The sequence below is a fragment of the Tomitella cavernea genome, assembly GCF_016599145.1.
GTDB classification, from domain to species: domain Bacteria; phylum Actinomycetota; class Actinomycetes; order Mycobacteriales; family Mycobacteriaceae; genus Tomitella; species Tomitella cavernae.
In genome coordinates, this window is sequence record NZ_JAENKO010000027.1 from 12706 (window position 1) to 36962 (window position 24257).

Consider the following 24257-nt stretch of genomic DNA (forward strand, 5'->3'; position numbering starts at 1 on the left):
GCATCGGCTTCGGGGCCGCGCCGGCGGGCGTCGGGGACAATGGTGGTCAGCGGAAGCTGGAGAAGTGAGGAGAGTGCACATGGCCGACGGCACCTGCCGGGTGGACAGCTGGCTCTGGTCGGCGCGGCTGTTCAAGACCCGCGCGGCCGCGTCCACCGCGTGCAAGGGAGGGCACGTTCGGGTCAACGGCACCGTCGTCAAACCGGCGCGGCTGCTGTCCGTGGGCGACGAGATCCATGTGCGAGTCGCAGACCGTGAGCGCATCGTCGAGGTCGCCCGGCTCATCACCAAGAGGGTAGGGGCGCCGGTGGCGGCCGAGTGCATGATCGATCGCAGTCCGCCGCCGCCCCCGAAGGAGCTCCGTGCGGCAGTGCCGGTGCGCGATCGCGGGGCCGGCCGGCCGACCAAGCGCGACCGTCGCGAGATGGAACGGCTGCGCGGGCGGCGGGGAGGATAGCAGGCGGCCGGTGGGGGCGGGGCCGGAAACACCTCGGCCGACCGCCTGTGCAGGCGGCCGGCCGAGAGGCGCGTATACGTGGCTACTCGTTGTGCCCGCTGTGCGCGTGGGTGGTCTTGACGTCGGCCTTGCCGGACTCGCCGGGGGTTTTCCAATTGTTCATGAAGTCCGGCTTGATCGACACGACGAGCAGCAGCAGCGACGTGAGCGCGGCGATTACGACGGACGCGATGATGATGATCGTGCCCAGGCCCGACATGAATTCAGTTGCGTCCACAGGTCATCCTCCACGGCCGATAAACATGGCGCCGACGGTGCGCGCGCCGAGTAGCGGGTAGTACCGCAGCCGGGCGGTGGGCACCGGCGTGCCGTACATTCGCCGCTCAGCCTACGCGGTGCGTCGTAGATCCCCTAACGCGATCCCCCGGAAACCCCGAAGGGCCTCACCCCGGCCGCGACGGCTCGGGTGCACGCCCAGGTCAGGCGCGGCGCGCCCTACTCGACCTCGCTGACCCGGTTGGCGGCGGAGATGCACGCGTCGACGATGGACTCGGCGGTGGTCTCTCCGATGCCCATCGCCCACCGGCGCTGGTAGCCGCGCGAGCATTCGACGAACGTGGCGATCTTGGTGCCGGCCCGCTGCTGGTGGAACGCGTTGATCTCCAGCGGGTAGCCGGCCTCGTAGACGATCGCCGTCATCGCGGAGACGGTCCCGACGCCGGTGGCCTCCACCGTGTGGGTTTCGCCGCCGATGCGCACCCGCGCGGTGATGGTCCTGCGCGCGGAGCCGGTGCGTCGCGCGATGAAGTCGACCAGCTCGAGCGGTCCGTCCGCGGGGCGGAACGCGGCGAGGAACTCGTCCCAGCTCATGTGCGCCGCCGCGTCGCGCATCCCCTTGGGCAGGGGGCGGCCGAAGCGGGCGCAGAACGGGTCGGCCGGGCAGGTGTCGACGGTGCCGGCGTCGCGGCACTCCGTGCACGGCTGCGCCGCGGACCGGTCACGCAGGCCCGACGTGCGGCAGCCGCAGCGGGAGCGCACGCGGCCCACCCCGGCGCGGGGAGTGGCCGGGTGCGGAAGGCTCCGCTTCTGTGTGAAGGCCCGGAACTCGCCCAGCGGACGCGAACTGCGGCCGGGGTCGCCGTCGGTGTGGGCCTGCCCGTACGCAGAAGAGCAGGCATCGAAGGCGGAAAGGACTTCGGTGACGTGTTGAGCGTTCATGATGCGGTCTTCCTTGAAGAGAAAAGGTGACCGACGGTATAGCTCAACGACCCGCAGCGAGGGGTCGGTCGAATCACACCCCGCTACGGCGGTGAACTACGAGAAGTCGCTTCATGTCTCAACCGTACCGCCGCGAGGTGCGGCAGGGCAATGGGTGCGGGCGCCTTTCCGGCTCACGGGTCCGGCTCACGGGTCGGGCTCACGGGTCCGGCGGACGGGTCCGGCGGACGGGGCGGCCGGGCGGTGTCCGCCATCACGGCGCGCGCCCGGCGCCGGACCTAGAATCATGGCCGTGACTGCAGGTACGCGGGATGACGGGGCTGTGGATCGCGACGTGCGGCAGCCGGCTGGAGCGACGGGTGCAGCGGACGGCGTGGGTGCAGCGGACGGCCGGGAGACTGTGACGCTGCGGTTCCCCCGCTGGTCGCTGGCGTTCGTCGCGGCCGGCGTCGCGGCGACGATGGGGGCGGGCATCCTGGCGGCGGCCACCGCGTCGCGCCCGAGCGAGTTCACCGTGTGGGCGACCGCCTACCTGGTGCTCGTTCTCGGGGTCGTCCAGGCGGCGCTGGGGCTGGCCGCCGGCGTGCTGGCCGCGCGCCCCGTCCGCGCGGCGGTCGTAGCGTCGGCCTTCGTCCTGTTCAACGCGGGCAGCGCGCTGGTGATCACGGGGACCGGGCTCGACGGCGTGGTGGGCTGGAACGTCGCGCTGGTCGACGTGGGCGGCGTGGCGCTGATCCCGGCGATGGGGCTGTTCCTGTACCTGGTGCGCGGCGCTCGCAGCGGCGTCTGGCTGCATCTCTACCGCGTGGTGGTGGCCGTGATCCTCATCAGTATGCCCATCGGGTTGATCCTGGCGCGGGTTTGAGTGGTTTCTGCAATCCTCCTTTCTAAAATCTTCTAGGACACGCGCAAGAGGGGCCCATAATCGCGTAGCGCCGTTGTTACCGTCTGCTCATGGACCCGGTACGCAACCCCTACGCGCCCGGAGCGGGCCAGCGGCCGCCCGAGCTGGCGGGGCGTGAGAAGCAGATCGACGCGTTCGACGTGGTGCTCGAGCGCATCTCCCGCGGTCGCCCCGAACGCAGCGTGATGCTCACCGGGCTGCGCGGCGTGGGCAAGACGGTGCTGCTCAATAAACTGCGGTCGGCGGCGATCGCGCGCAAGTGGGGCACGGGCAAGATCGAGGCGCGCCCCGGCCAGGAGCTGCGCCGGCCGTTGTCGTCGGCCCTGCACATGGCCGTGCGCGAGGTGGCGCCGGCGCACCGCGATCCGGAGCAGGTGGAGAGGTTCCTGGGCGTGCTGAAGTCCTTCGCGCTGCGCGCCACGGCGGACAAGGGCATGCGCGAGCGCTGGCAGCCCGGCATCGACGTCCCCGCGGTGAAGGGACGCGCCGACTCGGGCGATATCGAGATCGACCTGGTCGAGCTGCTGCTCGACGCCGCGGAACTGGCGCGGGACGTGGGCGTGGGCATCGCGGTGTTCATCGACGAGATGCAGGACCTGGCGACGGACGACGTCTCCGCCATCTGCGGCGCATGCCACGAGCTCAGCCAGGACGGCGCCCCGCTCATCGTCGTCGGCGCCGGGCTGCCGCACCTGCCCGCAGTGCTGTCGGCGTCGCGCAGCTACTCGGAGCGGCTGTTCGCCTACCACCGCATCGACCGGCTGGACCGCGAATCGGCCGACCGCGCGCTCACCGTGCCCGCGGAGTGGGAGGACGTGGAGTTCGAACAGGACGCGCTCGACGCCCTCTACTCCGCGGCGGACGGCTACCCGTACTTCGTGCAGGCCTACGGGAAGGTCGTATGGGACCAGGCGGCGACCAGTCCCATCACCACGGGCGACGTGCGGGTCGCGTCGCCGTTGGCGGAGGACGAGCTGGCGGTGGGGTTCTTCGGCTCGCGCTACGAGCGCGCCACCCCCGCCGAGCGCGAATACATGCGGGCGATGGCCGACGTGGCCGGAGACGACGGGCAGGTGGCCACGGCGCTGATCGCCAAGGAACTCGACCGCAAGCCCGCGTCGCTGTCCCCCGCGCGCGACGGCCTGATCAAGAAGGGGCTCATCTACTCGGCCGAGCGCGGTGCCATCGGGTTCACCGTGCCGCACTTCGGACGGTATCTGCGAGCCCAGGCCGATTGAAGCGGGGCGCCCCGTGTTTCGGCTCCCCGAACTCGCCGGCACGCACGGCCGCACGCATCGGCGCCGGTCAACGGGCGTCCTGCGGCGGTACACGAACGGTAGCGTCGTCGATCATGAACGATCCGGTGAGGAGGCCGAGCACCCGGCGCCCCGGCGGGGCAGGAGTTGATGCGTGGTGACGGGACAGCAGCTCAGCGCCTCGCCGGCCCAGATCAAGCGCCGGCGCAAACGGCTGGCCGACGAGCGGGCGGAGGCCCGCCTCTACCGCAAGCTGGCACAGCGGCGCGAGGGTAACGACCGCGAGATCCTCAACGCGCTTGCCGAGGCGGAAGAACGGCACATCGCGCACTGGGAGCAGCTGCTGGGCGACGAGGCCGGACCCGTGGCACGCGGGGGCATGCGGCTGCGCGTGCTGGGATGGCTGGCCCAATGGTTCGGGTCGGTGTTCATCCTGGCGCTGGCGCAGCGGGCCGAGAACCGTTCGCCCTACGACGTGGACCCCGACGCCACGCCGGCGATGGCCGCTGACGAGCGCGTGCACGAGGAGGTGCTGCGCGGGCTCGCGGCACGCGGCCGGGCGCAGGTGTCCGGCACCTTCCGGGCCCTGGTGTTCGGCGCCAACGACGGCCTGGTGAGCAACCTGGCACTGATCCTGGGCGTGAGCGCGGGCGGGGTGGCGGCGGGGACCGTGCTGCTCACCGGCATCGCCGGGCTGCTGTCCGGCGCGCTGTCGATGGCTGCCGGAGAGTTCCTGTCCATCCGGTCGCAGCGCGAGCTGATCGAGGCGTCGCAGCCCAACTACGACACCGTCGAAGTGCTCGAGCACCTCGACGTGGACGCCAACGAACTGCCACTGGTGTACCGGGCGCGGGGCATGGATCCGGACGAGGCGCAGGCCCACGCGGACGACGTCCTCGCGCGGCTTCATCGCGCCGGCCGCAAGCGTGCCGGCGGCAAGCGGGCCGGCCAGATCAGCAGGTCGACGGCGCTGCGACTGCTGCGCGGGGGCAGGCCCGGAGATGCGGTCGCACAGGACAGTGACGATGAGCCGGATGTGGTGGGGTCGGCAGGCGGGGCGGCGCTGTCGAGTTTCTGCGCCTTCGGTTTCGGCGCCCTCGTCCCCGTGGTGCCCTACCTGTTCGGATTGGCCGGCTGGACCGCGATCGCCGTCGGAGTGGTGCTGGCCTCGCTGGCGCTGATGTTGACGGGCGCCATCGGCGGGATGCTCTCCGGCGGACCGCCGCTGCGCCGGGGCATGCGGCAGCTGGCGATCGGGCTCGCGGCGGCGCTGGTCACCTACGGCCTGGGGCTGGCGATCGGCGGCGTCGTCGGGTAAGAGGCCGGCGGTCGGGTGAGAAGCCGGCGGTCGGGTTGGAAGGCCTGGTGTGCCGTGCCGCGCGCCCATCGTCCTCTTGCGCGCGCATTGTCCCGGCGTGTCGGCACAACCGGCGCGCGGCGCGGGGGCGTTCGGCGCGGGGTGTTCGGCGAGGGGGGAACCGGCGTGAGCGCCTGCGCGGATCCGGCCCGCTGATTACTGTGGGCGGCAGTCGAGCTGCATGCGGAGGTCAGCGTGTCGGAGCCAGCGGATCCAGTCGAGGGGCGACGTGACCGGGCGGGGGTGTTCGTCATCTTCGGCATCACCGGAGACCTGGCGAAGAAGATGACCTTCCGTTCGCTGTACCGGCTCGAACGCCGTGGGCTGCTGGACTATCCGCTCATCGGTGTGGCGTCAGAGGAGCTGACGGCGGACGGGCTGATGGAGCGCGCCCGCACGGCCATCGTCGACACCGGCGAGCAGCTCGACGAGGACGTCTTCGCCCGCTTCGCCGCCCGCTGGAGTTACCTGGCCGGCGACGTGACCGATCCCGACGTCTACGGGCGCCTCGGCGAACAGATGGCGCGCGTGCGGGAGCGGTCCCGGTCCGGCGCGCTGTTCTACCTGGAGATGCCGCCGAGCCTGTTCGGCACCATCGTCGAGCACCTGGGGCAGGCCGGGCTCACCGAGGGTGCGTCGATCGCGGTGGAAAAGCCCTTCGGCCACGACCTGGCTTCGGCGCGCGCGCTGAACGAGCGCCTGCACAGGGTGGTCGACGAGGGGCAGCTGCTGCGCGTCGACCACTTTCTGGGCAAGGAGCCGGTGATCGAGCTCGAGTTCATGCGTTTCGCCAATCTGGCGCTGTCGCGGTTGTGGGACCGCGATTCGGTCACCTGCATCCAGATCACGCTGGGCGAGACGTTCGGCGTGGAGGACCGCGGGCACTTCTACGACCCCGTGGGCGCGCTGCGCGACGTGGTGCAGAACCACCTGATGCAGGTGCTGGCCCTGGTGACGATGGATCCGCCGTCCGGTCCGTCCGCCGACGACCTGCGCGACAAGAAGAGCGAGGTGTTCCGCGCGATCCCCGCGGTCGAGGCGTCGAAGGCGGTGCGCGGACAGTACGCGGGCTACCGCGGGATCGACGGCGTGGCGGACGGCTCGACGACCGAGACGTTCGTGGCGCTGGAACTGGCGATCGACAACTGGCGCTGGGAGGGGGTGCCGGTGTTCATCCGAGCGGGCAAACGGCTGGCTGCCACCGCCACCGAGGTGCGCCTGTTCCTGCGCAACACCCCGCGCCTGCCGTTCATGCCGGGGCTCGACGCGGCGGCCGACAACCAGGTGGTGCTGCGCATCGACCCGGACGCGGCGATGCGCATCGAGCTGGTGGCCTATGACGACGACACCTGGAAGAAGGTGCCGCTGGAGACGGCGTTCGTGCGGGAGCTGGGCGAGCCGCTGGAACCCTACGAGCGGCTGCTGCACGCGGCGCTGACCGGCGACCACCGGCTGTTCGCCCGCCAGGACTCGGTGGAGGAGACGTGGCGGGTGCTCGAGCCGCTGATCGACTCCCCGCCGCCGGTCATCGAGTACGCCCCCGGCAGCTGGGGACCCGCAGAGGCGGACGGGCTGGTCAGCGGGTACCCCTCCTGGCAGGAGCCGTGGCTGGGCGAACCGGGGCGGCCGGACTGACCGACAGCCGCCCGTCCACCAGGTAGGTGCCGGCGTGCTTGACCCGGCGGAGGATCGGCGTCACCTCGAAGCCTGTGACGCCGTCGAGCGGGCCCAGCGCATCGGTGATGAACCGGTAGGCGTCGTCCAGCGTGGCGGTGGTGACCGAGGCCATGATGTTCGCGGGCCCCGTGAGGGCCGCGGCGAACGGCACCGTGGGGTGGGCTGCGACGGCGTGGCCCACCGCGTCGAGCCGTCCGGGCGCCACGGTCAGCCACAGCACCACAGGGGCGGTGTTGCCGGTGGCGGCCGGTGCGATGTCCACGTCCAGGTAGATCACGCCGGCAGCCAGCAGTGCGTCGACGCGCCGGCGCACTCTGCCCAGCGTGGTCCCCGCGGCGCGGGCGAGCGCCGAGTACTCCGTGCGGCCGTCGAGCACCAGCGCGTCGAGTATCGCCTGGTCACCGTCGCGCGGTGACCAGACCGCGCGCGTCGGCGCGGGCGGTCGCGCGGCCGTCGGCGGAGTCCGGATGCGGTGCGTCTGGTCCGCGTCGAGCACATCGCGCCACCCCTGCCAGTCCGCGGGATCCGCGCCGGCGAACGAGTGCAGGACGGCGGCGGCGGACACGTCGATGACGGTGGTGGCCTTCGGCAGCAGGCGCACCAGCAGCTCCTCGGCGTCGCGTTCGCTGTGCGCGCTGAGGTTGAATGTCACTTCCCAGCCGCCGGACATGATCGTCACCCAGGAGACGTCGTCGCGTCGCGCCAGCGCATCGGCCACGGCGGGCGCGCCCTCCGGGCGGCAGCGGACGCGCACGATCCATGAGGTGAACCCGAACGCGCGCGCATGGAAGCCGGCGGTCACGCGCACCAGGCCGTCGCGCTGCAATCGGCGGAACCGGCGCGCCACAGTCTGCTCGGAAAGGCCCAGCACGCTGCCGACCAAGCTGAACGGCGCACGAGGACGGAGCTGCAGTGCACGCACGATCTGTTTGTCCACCGTGTCCAGGTGCGGGGAAAACTGCGTCCGAGCGCTCGTCATGGAGGAAATCTTCGCATGACGCGGGCCGATGCGGCCGGGACGGTGGGCGCGGCGGACACTGGAAGGCCGGAACGCGCGGCGTGCGGCCGTGCGCGGACGGCAGTGGAGCAGTGGAGGAGGAGCCGGCAGGTGGACAATACGAAGGCGGACGAGACGACGCGCGGGCCCGGCGATGCGGTGGCGGACGGCCCCGAGGCTGCGGAGGGTTCTGCGGCTGCGGAGGGTCCTGCGGATGCAGCGGGCGTCTCGGCTGCGGCCGGGAGCGCAGGCTCGATCGGGCGGCACAACATCTGGACCCTGCTCGTCGTCTGCGCTGCCACGTTCATGCTGCTGCTGGACGTGACCATCGTGACGGTGGCGTTGCCGGACATCCAGCACGAACTCTCCGCGAGCTTCACCGCTGTGCAGTGGGTGATCGACGCGTACGCGCTCACTCTCGCGGCGTTGCTGCTGGTGTCCGGGTCGCTCGCCGACCGCTTCGGGCTGCGGCTGGTGTTCACCGTCGGCCTGGTCGTGTTCACGGCGGGCTCGGCCCTGTGCGCGGGGGCGCAGGACGCGACGATGCTCGTGCTCTCGCGGGCAGTGCAGGGCATCGGCGGCGCGATCCTGTTCGCCACGTCGCTGGCGCTGCTGGCGGTGAACTTCCACGGCAAGGCCCGCGGCATGGCGTTCGGCGTGTGGGGTGCGGTCACCGGGGTGGCCACCTCGCTGGGCCCCATCCTGGGCGGGGCGCTCACCACGGGGGTCAGCTGGCGGGCGATCTTCTGGATCAACATCCCCATCGGCATCATCGCCGTCGTGGCGACGCTGCGCTACGTGACCGAATCGAAGAGCCCGCACGCCACGCGCCCCGACTGGGCGGGCGCCACCACCTTCACCGCGGGCCTCGTGGTGCTGGTGTACGGGCTCATCCGGGCCGGGCAGGAAGGCTGGACCGACGGGGCGGTGCTCGGCTGCTTCGCGGCGGCCGTGGTGTTGCTGGCGGCGTTCGTCGTCGTGGAACGGCGCGTCGATCATCCGATGTTCGACCTGTCGTTGCTGCGCATCCCCACCTTCCTCGGCGGCTCCATCGCAGCGTTCGCGATGAACGGGTCGTTGTTCGCGATGTTCCTCTACGTCGTCATCTACCTGCAGAACGGTCTCGGGTACTCCGCGCTGGAGACGGGGGTGCGCATGCTCCTGGTCTCGGGCATGACGCTGGTGGCGGCCACCGTTGCGGGACGGGCGTCGGCGCACGTGTCGACCAAGTGGCTCATCGGCCCCGGCCTGGCCCTGGTGGCGGTGGGCCTGTTCCTGATGATGGGGCTGGACGCGGGCAGCGACTGGACCCACTTCATCGCCGGCTTCCTGGTGGCGGGCCTGGGCGCGGGGCTGGTCAACCCGCCGCTGGCGTCCACGGCGATCGGGGTCGTCGCCCCGCAGCGCTCGGGTATGGCCTCTGGCATCAACAACACGTGCCGGCAGGTCGGCATCGCGGTGGGCACCGCGGTGTACGGCACGATCTTCGCCACTTCCATGCGGGGCGCGCTCGAGGGCGCCGGCGCGACGGGGCAGGGGGCGCAGCTGGCGGACGCGGTGCAGCACGGCAGCGTCGCCTCGATCGTAGGATCCGTGCCCCCGGAGCAGCAGGCGTCGCTGGCGAACGAGCTGCTCGCCGGGTTCGCCGGCTCGATGGACCATCTGCTGCTCACCGGCGGGATCGTGGCGCTGGTGGGGGCCGTGCTCGCGATCGTCCTCATCCGCTCGCGCGATTTCGTGCAGGCGTAAGAGCGCGGGGCGGGTGCCGGATTCCGCCGACCAAGTGGAAAGTGCACGATCCCGCCGCCGGGGGTGCAGAAACCGCTTGGTCGGCGGGAGCGGCGGCCAGGACCGTCAGCGGCCGTCACCGGCCGGTGCGTGCTCCTTCTCGACGTCGCGGCGCAGCACACGAAAGAGCACCACTCCGACGGCGATGAACACGATGCCGAGCCACATCGGTGCGGCGTCGGCGGCGAGGCTGACGATGCCGATCGGCACGAACCATACGGTGAGCGGCGCGACCAGTTCGCTCACCGGGGGTGCCGGCTCGTCGGGTGTGCCGCCGGCGCGTGCCACCGCGTGGGCGCTCGCGTAGTCGGGGTACCAGGCGGTGAATTCGACGGCCACCAGTATGGCGCCGGTTTGGATGATCCAGCCGGTCCAGAGGTTGTTGTTGTCGCCCAGCACGTAGTCGCCGTAGAACCCGGCTGCGGACGAGACGAGGAACGCCAGCGCCCACGCGCCGGAGATCACGTAGTTGATGCGCAGGAAGACCGGGCTGTCCCAAAGTTCACGGGGCGCCTGCTCGCGTGCGTACTGCAGCGTGAACGGCAGGCGGATCGCCATCGAGCCCAGGACGATGACGGTGAGCGAGATGTTGGAGATCTCGCCCAGCCAGATCTCTAGCCAGTCCACGGCCGCGTCGCTGACGGTGAACACGACGATCAGCAGGATCAGGAAGTACAGGGCACTGACCGCGTTGAGCAGCTTGAGCGATCGCCCCTGGACCCGGTCGAGTGCGAGGAATCCGATGGCGAACAGCAGGCCGACGAGCACCGCCCACTGGGTGCGGCCGGGGCCCTCGAAGATGCCGAGGATGATCCACGGCACCATCCCGACGAAGGGGCCGGACAGGGCCCGGTCCAGCCGGCTGCGGAGTGTGTGCTCGGCGTGGCCGGACGCATCACCGGCTGCAGGTCCGGCGACCTCGGGTTCGGAACTCATCGGATCCCCGTTTGTCGGTCGGAGTGTGGGCGGTTGACTGCTGACTGGTCGCCTGAATGCTGTCTCGATTGAATTATGGCGCACCCGGGCCGTCGAGGGAAGGGCTTGCGCTGATCGGCGGGAGAAAACCGGCCGTCCGCGAGGGTTTGCGCCTGTCAGGCCAGCTGGAAGTCGATGATGGACTGCACGCTGGCGATGGCTTCGCGCAGCGCGTCGCGGCGCTCCAAGATGCCGGGGGCGGCGAGCACCGACTGCCGGTCCGACTGCCCCATCGGCACCTGCGCGGCCAGGGCGTAGAGGCGATCGCCCGGGTCCATCGGCAGCTCGTCGAACCGGGGCGGCGGGGGCGACTCGGCTTCCTGCTTCTCGGCGAGCCGGTCGATGGCGCTGTAGAGGTCTGCGATGTCGGAGACGACGGCGCTCATGTCCACGTCGGGCGGGCCGGGCTCGTCGGGCCAGTCCCGCACCTCCGCGCGCGGATACGGGGCGTCGTCGAGCCAGCGGACGACGGTGATGCGCGATTCGGCGATGCACTCGACCAGGTGCCGCCCGGGTGCGATGCCGCGATGCCCGGTGATCCGCATCCGCGAACCCACGGCGGTGCGCGCGTCGCCACCGCCCACCTCGGAGCCGCGTTCGATCAGCACGCTGCCGAACAGCGGGCCGTCCGGGGCGGTGAGGCAGTCTTCGAGCAGCTGCCGGTAGCGCGGCTCGAAGATGTGCAGCGGCAGGCGTTCACCGGGGAGCGCCACGCCGCCGAGCGGGAACATCGGCAAAGTCTGCATGGCGTCCAGCATGCCCCAGTGGCGCGGGACGGCGCGTCACGGTTCGCCGACCGACGGCCGTGACCATGGTTACTGTGGTCGGGGGAGGGTATCCGGGCAGGGGCGCAGCGGATCACAGAGAGGGAGCGATGGGTTACCGGTTCTTGGGCGACAGCGGTCTGAAGGTCTCGGAGATCGTGTACGGCAACTGGCTCACGCACGGCTCCCAGGTGGAGAATGACGTGGCCACCGAGTGCGTGCATGCAGCGCTCGACGCGGGCATCACGACCTTCGACACCGCCGACGTCTACGCCGGCGGAAGCGCGGAGGGGGTCCTCGGCGCGGCGCTGGCGGGGCAGCGTCGCGAGTCGCTCGAGGTGTTCACCAAGGTCTACTTCCCGGTGGGTGGGCACGGGCCGAACGAAACGGGCCTGTCGCGCAAGCACATCCTCGAGGGCATCGACGGCTCGCTGCGCCGGCTGGGCATGGACTATGTGGACCTCTATCAGGCGCACCGCTACGACTACGAGACGCCGCTCGAAGAGACCATTGAGGCGTTCGCACAGGTCGTCCGCTCTGGGAAGGCCCTCTACATAGGGGTGTCGGAATGGACGGCCGAGCAGCTCAGCGCAGGCCAGGAGTTGGCGCGGCAGGCGGGCTTCCGCATCGTGTCCAACCAGCCGCAGTACTCGATGCTCTGGCGGGTGATCGAAGAGCGTGTCGTGCCCGTCTCGCGCGCGCTCGGGATCTCGCAGGTGGTGTGGTCCCCGATGGCGCAGGGCGTGCTCACCGGCAAGTACCGGCCGGACGCGGCGCCGCCGGCCGGCTCGCGCGCCACCGACGACAAGGGGGGCCGCGACATGATCGCCCGCTTCATGGAGCCGCATGTGCTCAGCGCGGTGCAGCGCCTGCGGCCCGTCGCCGACGATCTGGGCGTGACGATGTCGCAGTTGGCGGTGGCGTGGGTGCTGGCCAACGACAATGTGGCGTCGGCGCTCGTCGGTGCGTCGCGGCCGGGGCAGATCGCCGAGAACGTCAAGGCCGCCGAGTTGACGCTGTCCGGCGAGGTCCTCGCGGCCGTCGACCGGGCGCTGGAGCTCGATGGCACGCAGGTGATCGAGCGTGACCCGGCGAAGACGCAGAGCCCGTCGCACAGGTTGGCGTGAACGATGTCCGATGACGTCGGGGCGCTGCCGCGGTTCGTGCCGTCCGGCCGGCAGTGGGAGATCCGTCACGGCGCGCTGCGCGCGGTGATCGTGGAGGTCGGCGGCGGCATCCGCACCTTCACCTGCGGCGAGCGCGAGGTGCTCGAGAGCTATCCGGTGGGCGCGATGTGCGACGGGGCGCACGGGGCGCCGCTGATCCCGTGGCCCAACAGGCTGGACGGCGGGCGCTACACCTTCGACGGCGCGGAGCACCGGACGGCGCTCACCGAGCCGGCCCGCGGCAACGCGATCCACGGGCTGCTGCGCTGGCGGCCGTACGCGCTGCGCCGTGCGGCCGCGGACGCGGTGACGGTGGGCGCGGTCGTCCACCCCTCGCCCGGATACCCCTTCGCGCTCGACGTGGAGATCGAGTACCGGCTGGACGACGACGGCCTGACGGCGGCGACCACCGCCCGCAACGTGGGCGCGGACGCGTTGCCCTATGCACACGGCCAGCACCCCTACCTGTCCGCGGGCGCCGGCACTCTGGACCGGTGCGTGCTCGAGTTCGACGCAGGCACGCGCATCCTCGTCGACGGGGAGCGGGCGTTGCCGTCCGGGACCGTGCCCACAGAATGCACGGACTACGACTTCCGCGGGGGCCGGATCGTCGGTGCGCTGCGGCTGGACGACCCGTTCACCGACCTGCGGCGCGACGGGCGCGGCGTGTCGTGGGTGCGGCTGACCGGGGGCGACGGCCGCACCGTCGAGCAGTGGGCGGACCGGAGCTTCGGCTACCGGCAGCTCTTCAGCGGTGACACGCTCGCGCCCGCGCGGCGGCGCACCGGCCTGGCCGCCGAGCCGATGACCGCGCCGCCGAACGCCTTCGCCAGCGGCGAGGCGCTGGTGCGGTTGGAACCGGGCGAGGAGTTCACGAGCGTGTGGGGAGCGCGGCTGGTGTGATGCGGCCTATGCGGGGGCGGTGCGGCCGTCACGGATGACGGCGCGGCACGTGGTGGGGGTGACCCACGGTTCGATCTCCTCGGTGTGGCCGTCGACCCCGAGGTGGTCGAGCGCGCCGCGCAGCAGCCCCATGTGGATGCGGCAGACGATGCCGGGGTTCTCCCGGGCCACTGCGCCGAATGGGCAGTCGTTCAGCGTGATCTCGGCCGTGCTTTCGTCGTCGCCGGTCGTGTAGTCGGCTTCGAATCCCAGCTCGGTGAACAGCGCGTTGATCTTGCCGGCCGCGGTGGGCAGGTCTGCTCGGGCGCCGTCGGGCCCGCTGCCGTTGAGGCTCTGCTCGGCCCATCGGTACCCGGCGAACTCGGCCCGCTCCGTGGCGGTGAAGCCGTCCTCCGCGTCGAGCGCGATGAGCAGTAGCCGCGACAACTCGATGTACGGGTCTTCGTCCTCGGGCCGCGCCTGCGCCACCGGCGAGTAGATGAGCCGCGGCCGCCCACGGCCGTTGCTCGGTGCGGGGCGCGAGGTGATGAGCCCGGCGCCGATGAGTGCGTCGAGGTGAAACCGCACGGTTGTGACGTGCAGATCGCATTCTTCGGCGAGACGGTGCGCATCGAGTGGCTCGTCGGCGCCGCGGATGTGATCGAGCAGCGTTACGCGGCTGGGCGATGCGAGCGCCGAGTGAGTCCTGGCGCGTGATGAAGCAGCCATGTGTATATTCTGCACCATAACTATTAAAGATGGTTCGTATCCCGTAAAATATGCGGCGGGTCGGCTGTCCGGTTCGGCCCGGAAGGAGTGACGTCCCATGGCATACGTCATCGCCGAGCCGTGCATCGATGTGATGGACCGCGCCTGTGTCGAAGAGTGCCCCGTCGACTGCATCTACGAGGGGGGTCGATCGCTCTACATCCACCCGGACGAGTGCGTCGATTGCGGTGCGTGCGAGCCGGTGTGCCCGGTCGAGGCCATCTTCTACGAGGATGACGTGCCCGACGAGTGGAGTGGCTACGTTTCGGACAACGGCAGCTTCTTCGAGGAGGCGCTCCCCGGACGCGAAGCCCCATTGGGTTCGCCCGGCGGCGCCGCCAAGACGGGCCCGACGGGCGTCGACACCCCCCTCGTTGCGGGCTTCCCGGCGCGCGACGAGCAGTGAGCGGGCCCGCCGGGGCCCCGGCGTCGCCCGGCAGGGTGCGCGCACAGGGGTGAACATGTTCTAATCCGGAGTGACGGTGTTCACGCCGGGCGCTGTGCGCCCGGCCCTCGGCGAGCGGAGCGGATGCAGATGTACGAGTGGTCCGAGACCGATCTGATGGTGCGAGATGCGGTGCGCGGCTTCATCGACAAGGAGATCAAGCCGATCTCCGACCAGCTCGAGAGCGGCGAGCTGCCGCCCTTCGACGTGCTCCGCAAGCTCTACTCCACGTTCGGCATGGCGGACATGGCGCGCGAATCGCTCGAGCGCGCCCTGGCCAAGGAGGCCGGCGAGGCGCTGCCCGAGTCGGACGGCGACGACAAGTCCTCCGGGTACGGCGGCGCGAGCAGCATGTCGATGATCCTCAACAGCGAGCTGGCCAAGGTGAGTCTGGGGTTGGTGGCGTCGATGGGCGTGTCGGTGGGGCTGACGGTGGGCACCATCCGCAGTCGCGGCACCCTGGCGCAGAAGAAGCGCTGGCTGCCGGAGCTCGTCACCTTCGAGAAGGTGGGCGCATGGGCGATCACCGAGCCCGACTCCGGCTCCGACGCCTTCGGCGGCATGAAGTCGACAGTGCGCCGCGACGGCGACGACTACATCCTGCGCGGTCAGAAGACGTTCATCACCAACGGTCCGTACGCCGACACGATGGTCGTGTTCGCCAAGCTCGTGGAAGACGCAGAGGAGGACGTCGACCCGCGCGACCGCAAGGTGCTCACGTTCGTGCTCGACGCGGGCATGGAGGGGCTGACGCAGTCCAAGCCGATGAAGAAGATGGGCATGAACTCCTCGCCCACCGGCGAACTGTTCTTCGACAATGTGCGCCTGACCCCCGACCGCTTGCTGGGCGAGAGCGAGGAGACCGCCAAAAAGTCGGGCAAGGAATCGGCGAAGGACAGCTTCGTCGCCGAGCGGGTGGGCATCGCGTCGCTGGGCCTCGGCATCATCGAGGAGTGCCACGCGCTGTGTGTCGACTACGCCAAGAATCGGACGCTGTGGGGCAACCCCATCGGCAGCTTCCAGCTCATCCAGCTCAAGCTGGCGGAAATGGAGATCGCCCGCATCAACGTGCAGAACATGGTGTTCAGCGCGATCGAGCGGATCAACGACGGCCACAAGATCACGCTTGCCGAGGCATCGGCGATGAAGCTGTACTCCTCGCGCGCCGCCACCGAGGTGGCCATGGAGGCCGTGCAGCTCTTCGGCGGCAACGGCTACATGAGCGAGTACAAGGTGGAGCAGCTCGCGCGCGACGCCAAGTCGCTGATGATCTACGCGGGCAGCAACGAGATCCAGGTGACGCACATCGCCAAGGGCCTGCTCGCGTAGGTACTCCTGGCGCGGCGTCCCGGGCGGGAACCGACACTCTCCGTCCGCCCGGGGCGTTGCGGACGGAGCCGCGCCGTATTGGGTTGGACGTCCGTCTCTTTAAGTGCTGACTTTGTCCGCTTTGTACCGTAACCTGGTGGCATGACCGAGCGTCTTTCCGAGCGTCGATATCGTGGGCTCCCGCCTGAGGTGCGTCAGGCGGACCGACGACGACGCTTTCGGGAGGCGGGGCTCGACGTCTTCTCCGACGTCGGCTACATGAGCTCGTCGGTGCCGGAGATCTGCCGCGTCGCAGGGCTTTCCACCCGTCAGTTCTACGAGGAATTCACCTCGCGGGAAGGCCTGCTGCTGGATCTGTACCAGCGCATCAACGAGGAGGCCCGCAGCCTGGTCTCGCAGGCGATGCGCCAGGTGGACGGCGGGGGTGTACGGGCGCACGTGGTCGCGGGCGTCACCGCCTACATCCGGGCGCTGGGGGATGACCCGCGCCGCGCCCGCCTGGCCCTCACCGAGGCCGTGGGGGTCAACCGCAATGTGGACCACGAGCGCGGGCGTCAGCGCGCAGAGTGGACGGTGCTGATCGAGACGGTCGGCCGGGAGCTCCTCCCGGAGGGGAGCACGCCGCTGGGCGGCTATCACACGGCCATGGTCGCCTATGCCGGCGCGGTCAACGCGGTGGTCGCCGATTGGGCCAAGGGGGAGCCGCGGGCGCCGATCGGCGAGGTGACGGACGTCCTGGTGCCGCTGTTGATCGCCGTGCTCAGCCTCGGCGACAAGCAGGACGAGGGTGCCGCCTGAGCAGTTCCGGCCGCGGGACTGTAGCCCGCACCGTGGGGTGTGGCAAGGCCGTGGCGCGGGCCCTACGGTGATGAGACGATGACGATCAGCGGCCCGGGCACCCCCGTGGCCGGCCCCGTCCGCCCGTCTTGGAGGTCCACGCCAGTGTCGCAACAGGTTCAGGGAGTCATCGCGCGCGCCAAGGATGCGCCCGTCGAGCTCGTTCCGATCACGATCCCCGACCCGGGGCCGCATGACGTGGTGGTGCGCGTCCAGGCGTGCGGCGTCTGCCACACGGACGTGACCTACCGCGACGGCGGCATCAACGACGAGTTCCCGTTCCTGCTGGGGCACGAGGCCGCCGGGATCGTGGAGACGGTCGGTTCCGCCGTGGGGCACGTGGCCGTCGGTGATTTCGTCGTGCTGAACTGGCGCGCGGTGTGCGGCGAGTGCCGGGCATGCAAGCGCGGACGCCCCTGGTACTGCTTCGACACCTTCAACGCCTCGAAGCCCATGACCCTCGAGGACGGCACCGCGCTCGCCCCGGCGCTGGGCATCGGGGCCTTCGCGGACAAGACACTGGTGCACGAGGGCCAGTGCACCAAGGTGGACCCGCAGGCCGACCCGGCCGTGGCGGGCCTGCTGGGCTGCGGTGTGATGGCCGGGCTGGGCGCCGCGATCAACACCGGCGGGGTCTCGCTGGGCGACACGGTGGCCGTCATCGGCTGCGGCGGCGTCGGCGACGCTGCGGTGATGGGGGCGCGGCTGGCGGGCGCGTCGACGATCATCGCCGTCGACCGTGACGCGAAGAAGCTCCAGTGGGCGAAGGACCTCGGCGCCACGCACACCATCGACGCCTCGTCGGCCGACGTGGTGCGGGGCGTGCAGGATCTCACCGGCGGGTTCGGGGCGGACGTCGTCGTCGAGGCGGTCGGCCGGCCGGAGACCTACGAGCAGGCCTTCTACGCACGCGACCTGGCCGGCACCGTGGTGCTGGTGGGTGTGCCCACCCCGGAGATGCGGCTGGACATGCCGCTGGTGGACTTCTTCTCCCGCGGCGGCGCGCTCAAATCCGCCTGGTACGGCGACTGCCTGCCGGAGCGGGACTTTCCCCGGTATGTGGACCTGCACCTGCAGGGGCGGTTGCCGCTGGAGAAGTTCGTCACCGAGCGCATCGGGCTCGGCGACGTGGAGGAGGCCTTCGCTGCGGTGCACGAGGGCAAGGTTCTGCGATCGGTGGTGGTCCTGTGAGCACGCTGCGCATCGACCGTGTGGTCACGTCCGGGCAGTTCTGCCTGGACGGCGGCTGCTGGGACGTCGACAACAACATCTGGCTGGTGGGCGACGGCGCCGAGGTGCTCATCATCGACGCCGCGCACGACGCGGCCCCCATCGCTTCGGCCGTCGGCAACCGCAAGGTGGTGGGGGTGCTGTGCACGCACGCGCACAACGACCACGTCACCGTGGCCCCCGAGCTGGCCCGCCGCTTCGGCGCCCCGGTTCTGCTGCACCCCGATGACGACGTGCTGTGGCGCAAGACCCACCCGGGCGTGGAGTACAAGCCGCTGCACGACGGCCAGCGGATCCCCGTGGCCGGCACGTCGCTGGAGGTCATGCACACCCCGGGCCACTCGCCCGGATCGGTGTGCCTGTACCAGCCGGCGAAGGCCGCGCTGTTCAGCGGCGACACGCTGTTCCAGGGCGGCCCCGGGGCGACGGGGCGGTCCTACTCGGACTTCCCCACGATCATCCAGTCGATCAGCGAGCGGCTGCTCACACTCCCCGGCGAGGTGCAGGTGTACACCGGGCACGGTGAGGGCACATCGATCGGCGCCGAGGCCCCGCACCTGCAGGAATGGATCGACCGGGGGCACTGACGGGCGTCCCGGGGCCGCGCTGCGGCCCCGGGACGATGCCGCGCTGCCTGCGACGCTATTCCGCGCGCGGCGTCCAATTGGCCACCGCCCCAGATCACGTAAAGGTACAGCGCGATGAGGATCAGCGACCACCACGGGTAGTAGGGCAGCCACAGGAAGTTGGCGATGATCGCGATCGTCGCCAGGACCACCGCGACGACCCGCGCCCACGTGGTGCCCGTCATCAGGGTGAAGCCGGCGATGATGACCAGCGCGCCGATGACGACGTGCACCCATCCCCACCCGGTGGCGTTCCACTGGTAGGTGTACTGCTGGCCGACGACGATCAGGTCGTCCGCGGCGATCACGCCGAATGCGGTGTGTGCCGACCGGCCGGGCCGGTCGGGTCCGGCGATACACTGCGTGACGTGGTGATAAGGCGACCGGCCACGTGCACAGCACCGCCGTGATCGGTTCCGGAACGGGGAGGCCGATATGTGCGTGCGGGCCGACAAGAGTGGGCTGACGTGAGCGGGGCAGGCGCGGATGTGGTGGCGCGGGTGCTTCAGGTACGCACCGGCGCCGTCGGCGTGCTCGACCGGGCCACCGTGGGGCGCAGCGGCACCGTGGACTCGGCGCTGGGCAAGCGCCCGCGTGACGGCGCCGTGCCGCTGTGGGAGCTCGGCTTCGACGGCGACGCCCAGGCCGACCGCGAGAACCACGGCGGCACAGAGAAGGCGGTGCTGGTGTATCCGGCCGAGCACTACCCGGAGTGGGAGCGCGAGCTGGGCAGGGACATCAGCGGCCGGGGGCTGGGTGAGAACTTGCGCGTCACCGGCACCGGCGACGCTGCGTGGGACGAGCGGTCGGTGCGGCCCGGCGACGTATACCGTGTCGGCACCGCGCTGGTGCGGGTGACCGCGCCGCGGCGCCCCTGCTACAAGCTGGGCCTGGCGCACGGGTACACACAGATGCCGGTGCGGGTGCAGGCGTCGGGGCGCACCGGGTTCTACCTGGCGGTGCTGGAATCGGGCGAGGTGCGCGCCGGAGACGCGGTGCGGCTGGTGGAGCGGGCACGGCACGGGGTGACGGCGTTCGAGGTGAACCGCGTGATGAATGTGGACAAGCGTGATTCCGCGGGGATCGAGCACGTGTTGGCGGCGGCGGCCGTACTGCCGGCGCGGTGGGTGGCGAAACTCGAAAAGCGGCTCGCGGCGTGCGTGCACGACGGCGGAGGCGACGCCGGGGCCCCGGCGCACGATGCCGACGCCCTGGCGCACGAGGACGACGCGCGGGTCTACGGGTAGCACCTGGCACGGCAGTGCGCAAAGGCCAGTGGGGAGCGTGCAAGGGCTTTAGGGTCGAAGCAGTGGAGCACGAACGCTGCACACCGCGCGCGTGAAAGGGGCAGTCGATGAGGACCTCCGGGCCCGTGATCGTCGGGACGGACGGTTCGGATCATGCCGAAAGCGCGGTGCGGTGGGCCGCGGATTTCGCGCGGCTGCATGGGGTTCCGTTGCAGATCGTGGTCGTCATCCCCACCCCGCTGGGAGTGGGGTTCACCGGGCGCCTGCTGAGCAGGGTCGTCGATTCGCTCGACCGGCCAGCGCAGGAGGTCGCCGACTCCGCCGTCGCACAGGCTCGCGAGGCGGCACCCGGCCTCGAGGTGGGAGCCGAAGTGACCTCCGGTCCGGTGGGGAAGACCATGCTGGAGTATGCGCTCGGCGCGGGAACCATCGTGGTCGGGGAGAGCGGCCGGGGCGGCGTCGCGCGCGGTCTGCTGGGCTCCCTGAGTTCGCTGCTGGTGCGGTTGGCGGCCTGCCAGGTCGTTGTGGTGCGCGCCATGGACGGCGACCTGTACCGGGATGCGCGGGCAGTGGTCGTGGGTGTGGACGGATCCGAGAACGGTGCCACCGCGGTGGAGGCCGCGTTCATCGAGGCGTCGCTGCGGCGGGTGCCGCTGGTGGCGGTGCACTCCTGGAGCGACGTCCCGCTGTCGGTGTTCTCCGCCGCCGACGTGACCAGCTGGTACGACGAGACATCCATCGCCCAGGCCGTTCTGGGCGAGAGGCTGGCCGGATTCGGCGCCGACTATCCGGACGTCGAAGTGCAGCGGGTGGTGGTGCAGGACAGCCCGCAGGAGGTGCTCATCCAGTGGGGCGAGATAGCACAGTTGCTGGTGTTGGGGGCGCGCGGGCGCGGCGGGGTGCCGGGACTTCAATTGGGGGCCACGGCGGCCCGGGTGCTGCGCAACGCCGCATGCCCGGTGTTGATCGGGCGGCGAGGCGACGGGGTGTGACAGAGGCGCGTTCCGTCGGGTGCCGACGCCGGTGCACCTGTGAAAGGCCGGGCGGCCGTAACGATTCGGTAACTGCGGTTGCAAATGACGGCGGGCCCTTGATCCTTGGGGGGGATGGGGTCGGCGCGCCGGAAGGGGCGTCGGCCGTCCGTGACGTGGGAGGGAAGGGCCGGCGATGAGTGACAAGCAGGATCCGCAGGAAGGGCAATCCGGGCCACCGCAGGGCGGCCAACCCGGGCCACCGCAGCGCGGCCAACCCGGGCAACCGCAGGGCGGCCAACCCGGGCAACCGCAGGGCGGGGACCAGCCGGAGGATGCACAGGGGCGCGGCGGCCCGGTGGGCGGCGGCGCCGGATACCCACCGCCGGGAAGCGCCGGCTATCCGCCCTCGGGCGGCGGATTTCCGCCGCACTCCGGTCAGCAGGGGTACCCGCCACCGGCGGGGCAGGGGTACGGGTACCCGCCACCCGTTGGCCCCGCGCACGCGGGACAGGGGCGGCAGTCGTATCCGCAGCAGGGCGGGCAGGGCTATCCGCCGCCGGGGCAGCCAGGGTATCCGCCGCCGCCCGCACCGCCGGGCTACGGGCAGTACGGGTACCCCGGCGGGCCTCAGGCGGCCCCGCCGCGCAACGGATTCGGTATCGCCGCGCTCATCGTCGGCATCGTCGCGCTGATCTTCGGGATCATCCCGTTCATCGGTCCGGGCGGGATCGTGCTCGGCATCATCGGCCTCGTCCTGGGCATCGTCGCACTGTCCAAGGTGCGCAGCGGCATCGCGGACAACCGCGGCGTCTCGATCGCGGGCATCGTGCTGTCCGCGCTGGCCATCGTCGCCGGCATCATCACCTCTCTATTGCTCTTCCTCGTGATCAACGCGGCCGTGAACAACGCGACCGGCACGACGCCTGTCACCTACGAGGCCGAATCGACCGGCGGCCAGGCGACCGTCAGTTACAACATCGGCTCCAGCGGAGGAACATCGCTGAGCAACGACGTGCAGACGCCGTGGAAGAAGGGCGCGAATGCGTCGAACCTCTTCGGCGCGTTCCTGTCCGTGATGGCGGGCCCCGACGGCGGGGGCGTCACCTGCCGGATCCTCAGCGACGGCGGGGACGTGCTCGCCGAGAACACCGCGCAGGGCGTCTTCGCCGTCGCCACCTGCAACGCGGACGTGGGGGAGTGAGGGGGCCAGGGCGGCTGGCGCAATCGCGGCGGTCCTGAGGGGAGAACCTGAATGCACGGGATTCGCGGGTTATTGCGGTGCCGTTATCCGAGGTTCTGCGCGGGATGAATCCCGCAATTGCGGGGAGCACGTAGTCACCGAGTTCTCCGTGGTTACCGCGCCGGATCGTATGGGGGAGCGATGCGCGTCTCCTAGTTGGACAACTCCGGGTGCGCGTGCAGGTGATCGCGCCAGTCGATGACCTTGCGCTCGACGTCGGCGGCGAGCCAGTCGATGCGTTTGCGCAACGTTTCCAGGTCTGACGAGGCCATGGTCACCACCTATCGGATGGCGGGTTCGGCACGATTCAGTCGAGCACCATGCCCGGCCGGGCCGCAGGCGAACGAAGGTGAGGGACCGGCGAGCATTCCGCCCCAGCGTTGACGGGCCGCGGCCGGCTACCGTGCCACGGGGATGGGCGCGGTGGACGGCCCCGCGTCGTCCTCCGGCGGGGTGGCCGCCCGGGCGCGGGCGATGAGCAGCCGTGCCGGTTCGTATCCGCCGGTGGAGATGGCGACGTCGACGGTGGCCGTCACTCCCGGACGGCCCTGCAGTGCGGAGGCCAGCTCGGCCGCGCGTGCGATGATCGTGGCCGGCCGCGCGACGGTGAGCACCGCGTATTCGCGTTCGCCGAGCCGCCCGAGCACGTCACCGTCCCTCATGTGCCGGGCGATGACGGCCGCCTCGAGCGGCTGCAGCGCGGCGGGGCCGGCGTCGCGGTTGGCGTCGGTCCAAGCGACATGGATGATGCCCACCCTGTCGAGCGCGCGGGCGGGCGGCTCGAGTGCCGTCTCGACGCATTCGAGGAACCGGCGGGCGGAGACGGGGTGCTGTGCACTCATCGGGCCACCTCCCAAGGGTGCCCCGCTGCAAGGGGGCGTCACCTGCGATTATAGTCGCGCGCAACCGGGGCGTCGGGCTCGTCGGCGGCGCGGTGACACCGCTACCCCCCCTACAGCTCCCCGCGCGCCACCAGCTGCGCGGTGATGACGTTGCGTTGGATCTCATTGGTGCCCTCGCCGACGATCATCAGCGGCGCGTCGCGGAAGTAGCGTTCCACGTCGTACTCGGTGGAGTACCCGTAGCCGCCGTGGACGCGGACGGCGGACAGCGCGATCTCCATGGCCGACTCCGACGCGAACAGCTTGGCCATGCCCGCCTCCATGTCGCAGCGCTCCCCGGCATCGTATTTCTCCGCGGCGAAGCGCGTGAGCTGGCGCGCGGCGGTGAGCTTGGTGGCCATATCGGCCAGGAGGTTCCCCACCGCCTGGTGCTTGTAGATGGGCACACCGAAGCTCTCGCGCTGCTGCGCGTAGGCCAGGGCGTCCTCGAGCGCGGCGGACGCCACCCCGAGTGCCCGCGCCGCCACCTGCAGGCGCCCGGTCTCGAGGCCCTTCATCATCTGCCCGAACCCGCGGCCGGGCTCGCCGCCCAGCACGGACGAGGCGGGCGTGCAGTACCCGTCGAACGTCAACTCGCACGTCTCGACGCCTTTGTAGCCCAGCTTCGGCAGCTCCCGCGAGACGGTGAGGCCCGGCCCGTGCTCGACGAGCAGCACCGAGATGCCGGTGTGCCGCGGCACCGCCTCCGGGTCGGTCTTGCACAACAGCGCGATGAGCCCGGAGCGTCGGGCATTGGAGATCCACGTCTTGGCGCCGGAGATCACCAGATCGTCACCCTCGGCGCGGGCGACCGTGGTCATGGCCTGCAGGTCGGATCCGCCGCCCGGCTCGGTGAGCGCCATCGTCGCGCGCAGCTCGCCCGTGGCCATGCGCGGGAGGTAGCGGCGGCGCTGCTCCTCGGTGCCGAAGAGGCCGAGGAGCTTCGCCACCACGGTGTGCCCGCCCATCGCCCCGGCCAGGCTCATCCACCCGCGGGCGAGCTCCTCGGTGACCCGCACGTAGCACGGCATGGAGACGGGGATGCCGCCGTACTCCTCGGGCACCGCGAGCCCGTAGACACCCAGCGCCTTCATCTGGTCGATCCAGTGCTCGGGGTACTCGTCGGCGTGCTCCACCGCGCGCACGGAGGGCTTGACGTCGCGGTCGATGAACCGGCGCACGGTGTCGACCAGCAACCGCTCGTCGTCGTCGAGGTCTGCCAGATACTCGGACATGCTG

The 24257-nt window shown here is 70.8% G+C and carries 24 protein-coding genes and 1 pseudogene; 16 read left to right on the plus strand and 9 right to left on the minus strand.

The features are described 5' to 3' along the window. Positions 1-79: 79 nt before the first annotated feature. A complete protein-coding gene (locus tag JJ683_RS10750) occupies positions 80-457 on the plus strand; it encodes an RNA-binding S4 domain-containing protein (protein ID WP_200173971.1) in 378 nt (125 codons plus the stop codon). A gap of 82 nt (positions 458-539) precedes the next feature. Here the strand turns inward: JJ683_RS10750 and JJ683_RS10755 are convergent, their stop codons facing one another. Together JJ683_RS10755 and JJ683_RS10760 are read right to left on the minus strand one after the other, a co-directional pair. Continuing rightward, positions 540-734, minus strand: coding sequence for a hypothetical protein (locus tag JJ683_RS10755; RefSeq protein WP_200173973.1), 195 nt, complete (start codon positions 732-734; stop codon positions 540-542). Positions 735-952: 218 nt separating this feature from the next. After that, positions 953-1675, minus strand: coding sequence for an alpha-isopropylmalate synthase regulatory domain-containing protein (locus JJ683_RS10760; protein ID WP_200173975.1), 723 nt, complete (start codon positions 1673-1675; stop codon positions 953-955). Between the two features lie 292 nt (positions 1676-1967). Here JJ683_RS10760 and JJ683_RS10765 point away from each other — a divergent pair, with 292 nt between their 5' ends. The 4 genes from JJ683_RS10765 to JJ683_RS10780 all read left to right on the plus strand — a co-directional run bounded on the left by JJ683_RS10765 (position 1968) and on the right by JJ683_RS10780 (position 6827). Beyond that, positions 1968-2540, plus strand: coding sequence for a hypothetical protein (locus JJ683_RS10765; RefSeq protein ID WP_200173977.1), 573 nt, complete (start codon positions 1968-1970; stop codon positions 2538-2540). 89 nt (positions 2541-2629) lie between these two features. After that, positions 2630-3817 carry an ATP-binding protein gene (locus JJ683_RS10770; protein WP_200173979.1) on the plus strand — a complete coding sequence of 396 codons (1188 nt, stop codon included), beginning with the start codon at positions 2630-2632 and terminating at the stop codon, positions 3815-3817. A gap of 175 nt (positions 3818-3992) precedes the next feature. Next, positions 3993-5153 carry a VIT1/CCC1 transporter family protein gene (locus JJ683_RS10775; protein WP_200173981.1) on the plus strand — a complete coding sequence of 387 codons (1161 nt, stop codon included), beginning with the start codon at positions 3993-3995 and terminating at the stop codon, positions 5151-5153. Between the two features lie 234 nt (positions 5154-5387). Beyond that, positions 5388-6827 (plus strand): glucose-6-phosphate dehydrogenase, encoded by a 1440-nt coding sequence (locus tag JJ683_RS10780; RefSeq protein WP_200173983.1) that lies wholly within the window; start codon positions 5388-5390, stop codon positions 6825-6827. Here the strand turns inward: JJ683_RS10780 and JJ683_RS10785 are convergent. Further along, positions 6769-7848, minus strand: a complete 1080-nt coding sequence (locus JJ683_RS10785; RefSeq protein ID WP_200173985.1) for an Lrp/AsnC family transcriptional regulator — start codon at positions 7846-7848, stop codon at positions 6769-6771. The two genes, JJ683_RS10780 and JJ683_RS10785, sit on opposite strands and share 59 nt — an antisense overlap. 129 nt (positions 7849-7977) lie before the next feature. Here JJ683_RS10785 and JJ683_RS10790 point away from each other — a divergent pair, with 129 nt between their 5' ends. Then, complete coding sequence (locus JJ683_RS10790; protein WP_307810856.1) at positions 7978-9615, plus strand: MFS transporter; 1638 nt, start codon at positions 7978-7980, stop codon at positions 9613-9615. 105 nt (positions 9616-9720) lie between these two features. Here JJ683_RS10790 and JJ683_RS10795 read toward each other — a convergent pair whose 3' ends face one another. Next, positions 9721-10590, minus strand: coding sequence for a DUF3159 domain-containing protein (locus tag JJ683_RS10795; protein ID WP_200173989.1), 870 nt, complete (start codon positions 10588-10590; stop codon positions 9721-9723). A 155-nt stretch (positions 10591-10745) separates the two neighbouring features. Continuing rightward, complete coding sequence (locus JJ683_RS10800) at positions 10746-11375, minus strand: LON peptidase substrate-binding domain-containing protein (RefSeq protein WP_200173991.1); 630 nt, start codon at positions 11373-11375, stop codon at positions 10746-10748. A gap of 128 nt (positions 11376-11503) precedes the next feature. On the opposite strand from JJ683_RS10800, the gene JJ683_RS10805 reads away from it, so the two are divergent. Further along, positions 11504-12520, plus strand: coding sequence for an aldo/keto reductase family protein (locus JJ683_RS10805; RefSeq protein ID WP_200173993.1), 1017 nt, complete (start codon positions 11504-11506; stop codon positions 12518-12520). A 3-nt stretch (positions 12521-12523) separates the two neighbouring features. Further along, the gene (locus JJ683_RS10810) at positions 12524-13462 is read left to right on the plus strand and encodes an aldose 1-epimerase family protein (protein ID WP_200173995.1); all 939 of its coding nucleotides are present in this window, start codon (positions 12524-12526) and stop codon (positions 13460-13462) included. 6 nt (positions 13463-13468) lie between these two features. On the opposite strand, the gene JJ683_RS10815 is transcribed toward JJ683_RS10810, so the two are convergent. Continuing rightward, entirely contained in the window at positions 13469-14170 is a 702-nt protein-coding gene (locus JJ683_RS10815; RefSeq protein WP_200173997.1) for a helix-turn-helix transcriptional regulator, read from the minus strand. 97 nt (positions 14171-14267) lie between these two features. Here JJ683_RS10815 and fdxA point away from each other — a divergent pair, with 97 nt between their 5' ends. The 5 genes from fdxA (at position 14268) to JJ683_RS10840 (ending at position 18637) form a co-directional block, all read left to right on the plus strand. After that, the gene (gene fdxA / locus JJ683_RS10820; RefSeq protein WP_200173999.1) at positions 14268-14615 is read left to right on the plus strand and encodes a ferredoxin; all 348 of its coding nucleotides are present in this window, start codon (positions 14268-14270) and stop codon (positions 14613-14615) included. Between the two features lie 129 nt (positions 14616-14744). Then, positions 14745-15983, plus strand: coding sequence for an acyl-CoA dehydrogenase family protein (locus JJ683_RS10825; RefSeq protein ID WP_200174061.1), 1239 nt, complete (start codon positions 14745-14747; stop codon positions 15981-15983). 141 nt (positions 15984-16124) lie between these two features. Beyond that, a complete protein-coding gene (locus tag JJ683_RS10830; protein ID WP_200174001.1) occupies positions 16125-16781 on the plus strand; it encodes a TetR/AcrR family transcriptional regulator in 657 nt (218 codons plus the stop codon). 144 nt (positions 16782-16925) lie between these two features. Beyond that, the gene (locus JJ683_RS10835; RefSeq protein ID WP_200174003.1) at positions 16926-18011 is read left to right on the plus strand and encodes an S-(hydroxymethyl)mycothiol dehydrogenase; all 1086 of its coding nucleotides are present in this window, start codon (positions 16926-16928) and stop codon (positions 18009-18011) included. Further along, positions 18008-18637: an MBL fold metallo-hydrolase gene (locus JJ683_RS10840; RefSeq protein ID WP_200174006.1), complete on the plus strand. Its 630-nt coding sequence runs from the start codon at positions 18008-18010 to the stop codon at positions 18635-18637. The genes JJ683_RS10835 and JJ683_RS10840 overlap by 4 nt, the downstream gene beginning before the upstream one ends. Positions 18638-18783: 146 nt before the next feature. Here the strand turns inward: JJ683_RS10840 and JJ683_RS19815 are convergent. Next, positions 18784-18984 (minus strand): annotated as a pseudogene (locus JJ683_RS19815) (DUF7144 family membrane protein); the annotation flags it as partial. 159 nt (positions 18985-19143) lie between these two features. On the opposite strand from JJ683_RS19815, the gene JJ683_RS10850 reads away from it, so the two are divergent. From JJ683_RS10850 to JJ683_RS10860, 3 genes are all read left to right on the plus strand, one after another. Then, the gene (locus JJ683_RS10850) at positions 19144-19923 is read left to right on the plus strand and encodes an MOSC domain-containing protein (RefSeq protein WP_200174010.1); all 780 of its coding nucleotides are present in this window, start codon (positions 19144-19146) and stop codon (positions 19921-19923) included. Positions 19924-20030: 107 nt separating this feature from the next. Beyond that, positions 20031-20915, plus strand: coding sequence for a universal stress protein (locus JJ683_RS10855; protein WP_200174012.1), 885 nt, complete (start codon positions 20031-20033; stop codon positions 20913-20915). A 175-nt stretch (positions 20916-21090) separates the two neighbouring features. Next, positions 21091-22098, plus strand: coding sequence for a DUF4190 domain-containing protein (locus tag JJ683_RS10860; protein WP_200174015.1), 1008 nt, complete (start codon positions 21091-21093; stop codon positions 22096-22098). A gap of 437 nt (positions 22099-22535) precedes the next feature. Here JJ683_RS10860 and JJ683_RS10865 read toward each other — a convergent pair whose 3' ends face one another. Continuing rightward, positions 22536-22979 (minus strand): nucleotidyl cyclase domain-containing protein, encoded by a 444-nt coding sequence (locus tag JJ683_RS10865; protein WP_200174017.1) that lies wholly within the window; start codon positions 22977-22979, stop codon positions 22536-22538. A 110-nt stretch (positions 22980-23089) separates the two neighbouring features. Next, positions 23090-24253, minus strand: a complete 1164-nt coding sequence (locus JJ683_RS10870) for an acyl-CoA dehydrogenase family protein (protein WP_200174019.1) — start codon at positions 24251-24253, stop codon at positions 23090-23092. Between the last annotated feature and the right edge of the window lie 4 nt (positions 24254-24257).

Coding starts and splice junctions, on each gene's coding strand:
- JJ683_RS10750 (WP_200173971.1), top strand. CDS start 80: ATGGCCGACGGCACCTGCCGGGTGGACAGCTGGCTCTGGTCGGCGCGG.
- JJ683_RS10760 (WP_200173975.1), bottom strand. CDS start 1,675: ATGAACGCTCAACACGTCACCGAAGTCCTTTCCGCCTTCGATGCCTGC.
- JJ683_RS10770 (WP_200173979.1), top strand. CDS start 2,630: ATGGACCCGGTACGCAACCCCTACGCGCCCGGAGCGGGCCAGCGGCCG.
- JJ683_RS10785 (WP_200173985.1), bottom strand. CDS start 7,848: ATGACGAGCGCTCGGACGCAGTTTTCCCCGCACCTGGACACGGTGGAC.
- JJ683_RS10795 (WP_200173989.1), bottom strand. CDS start 10,590: ATGAGTTCCGAACCCGAGGTCGCCGGACCTGCAGCCGGTGATGCGTCC.
- JJ683_RS10800 (WP_200173991.1), bottom strand. CDS start 11,375: ATGCAGACTTTGCCGATGTTCCCGCTCGGCGGCGTGGCGCTCCCCGGT.
- JJ683_RS10805 (WP_200173993.1), top strand. CDS start 11,504: ATGGGTTACCGGTTCTTGGGCGACAGCGGTCTGAAGGTCTCGGAGATC.
- JJ683_RS10810 (WP_200173995.1), top strand. CDS start 12,524: ATGTCCGATGACGTCGGGGCGCTGCCGCGGTTCGTGCCGTCCGGCCGG.
- JJ683_RS10815 (WP_200173997.1), bottom strand. CDS start 14,170: ATGGCTGCTTCATCACGCGCCAGGACTCACTCGGCGCTCGCATCGCCC.
- fdxA (WP_200173999.1), top strand. CDS start 14,268: ATGGCATACGTCATCGCCGAGCCGTGCATCGATGTGATGGACCGCGCC.
- JJ683_RS10825 (WP_200174061.1), top strand. CDS start 14,745: ATGTACGAGTGGTCCGAGACCGATCTGATGGTGCGAGATGCGGTGCGC.
- JJ683_RS10830 (WP_200174001.1), top strand. CDS start 16,125: ATGACCGAGCGTCTTTCCGAGCGTCGATATCGTGGGCTCCCGCCTGAG.
- JJ683_RS10855 (WP_200174012.1), top strand. CDS start 20,031: ATGAGGACCTCCGGGCCCGTGATCGTCGGGACGGACGGTTCGGATCAT.
- JJ683_RS10860 (WP_200174015.1), top strand. CDS start 21,091: ATGAGTGACAAGCAGGATCCGCAGGAAGGGCAATCCGGGCCACCGCAG.
- JJ683_RS10865 (WP_200174017.1), bottom strand. CDS start 22,979: ATGAGTGCACAGCACCCCGTCTCCGCCCGCCGGTTCCTCGAATGCGTC.
- JJ683_RS10870 (WP_200174019.1), bottom strand. CDS start 24,253: ATGTCCGAGTATCTGGCAGACCTCGACGACGACGAGCGGTTGCTGGTC.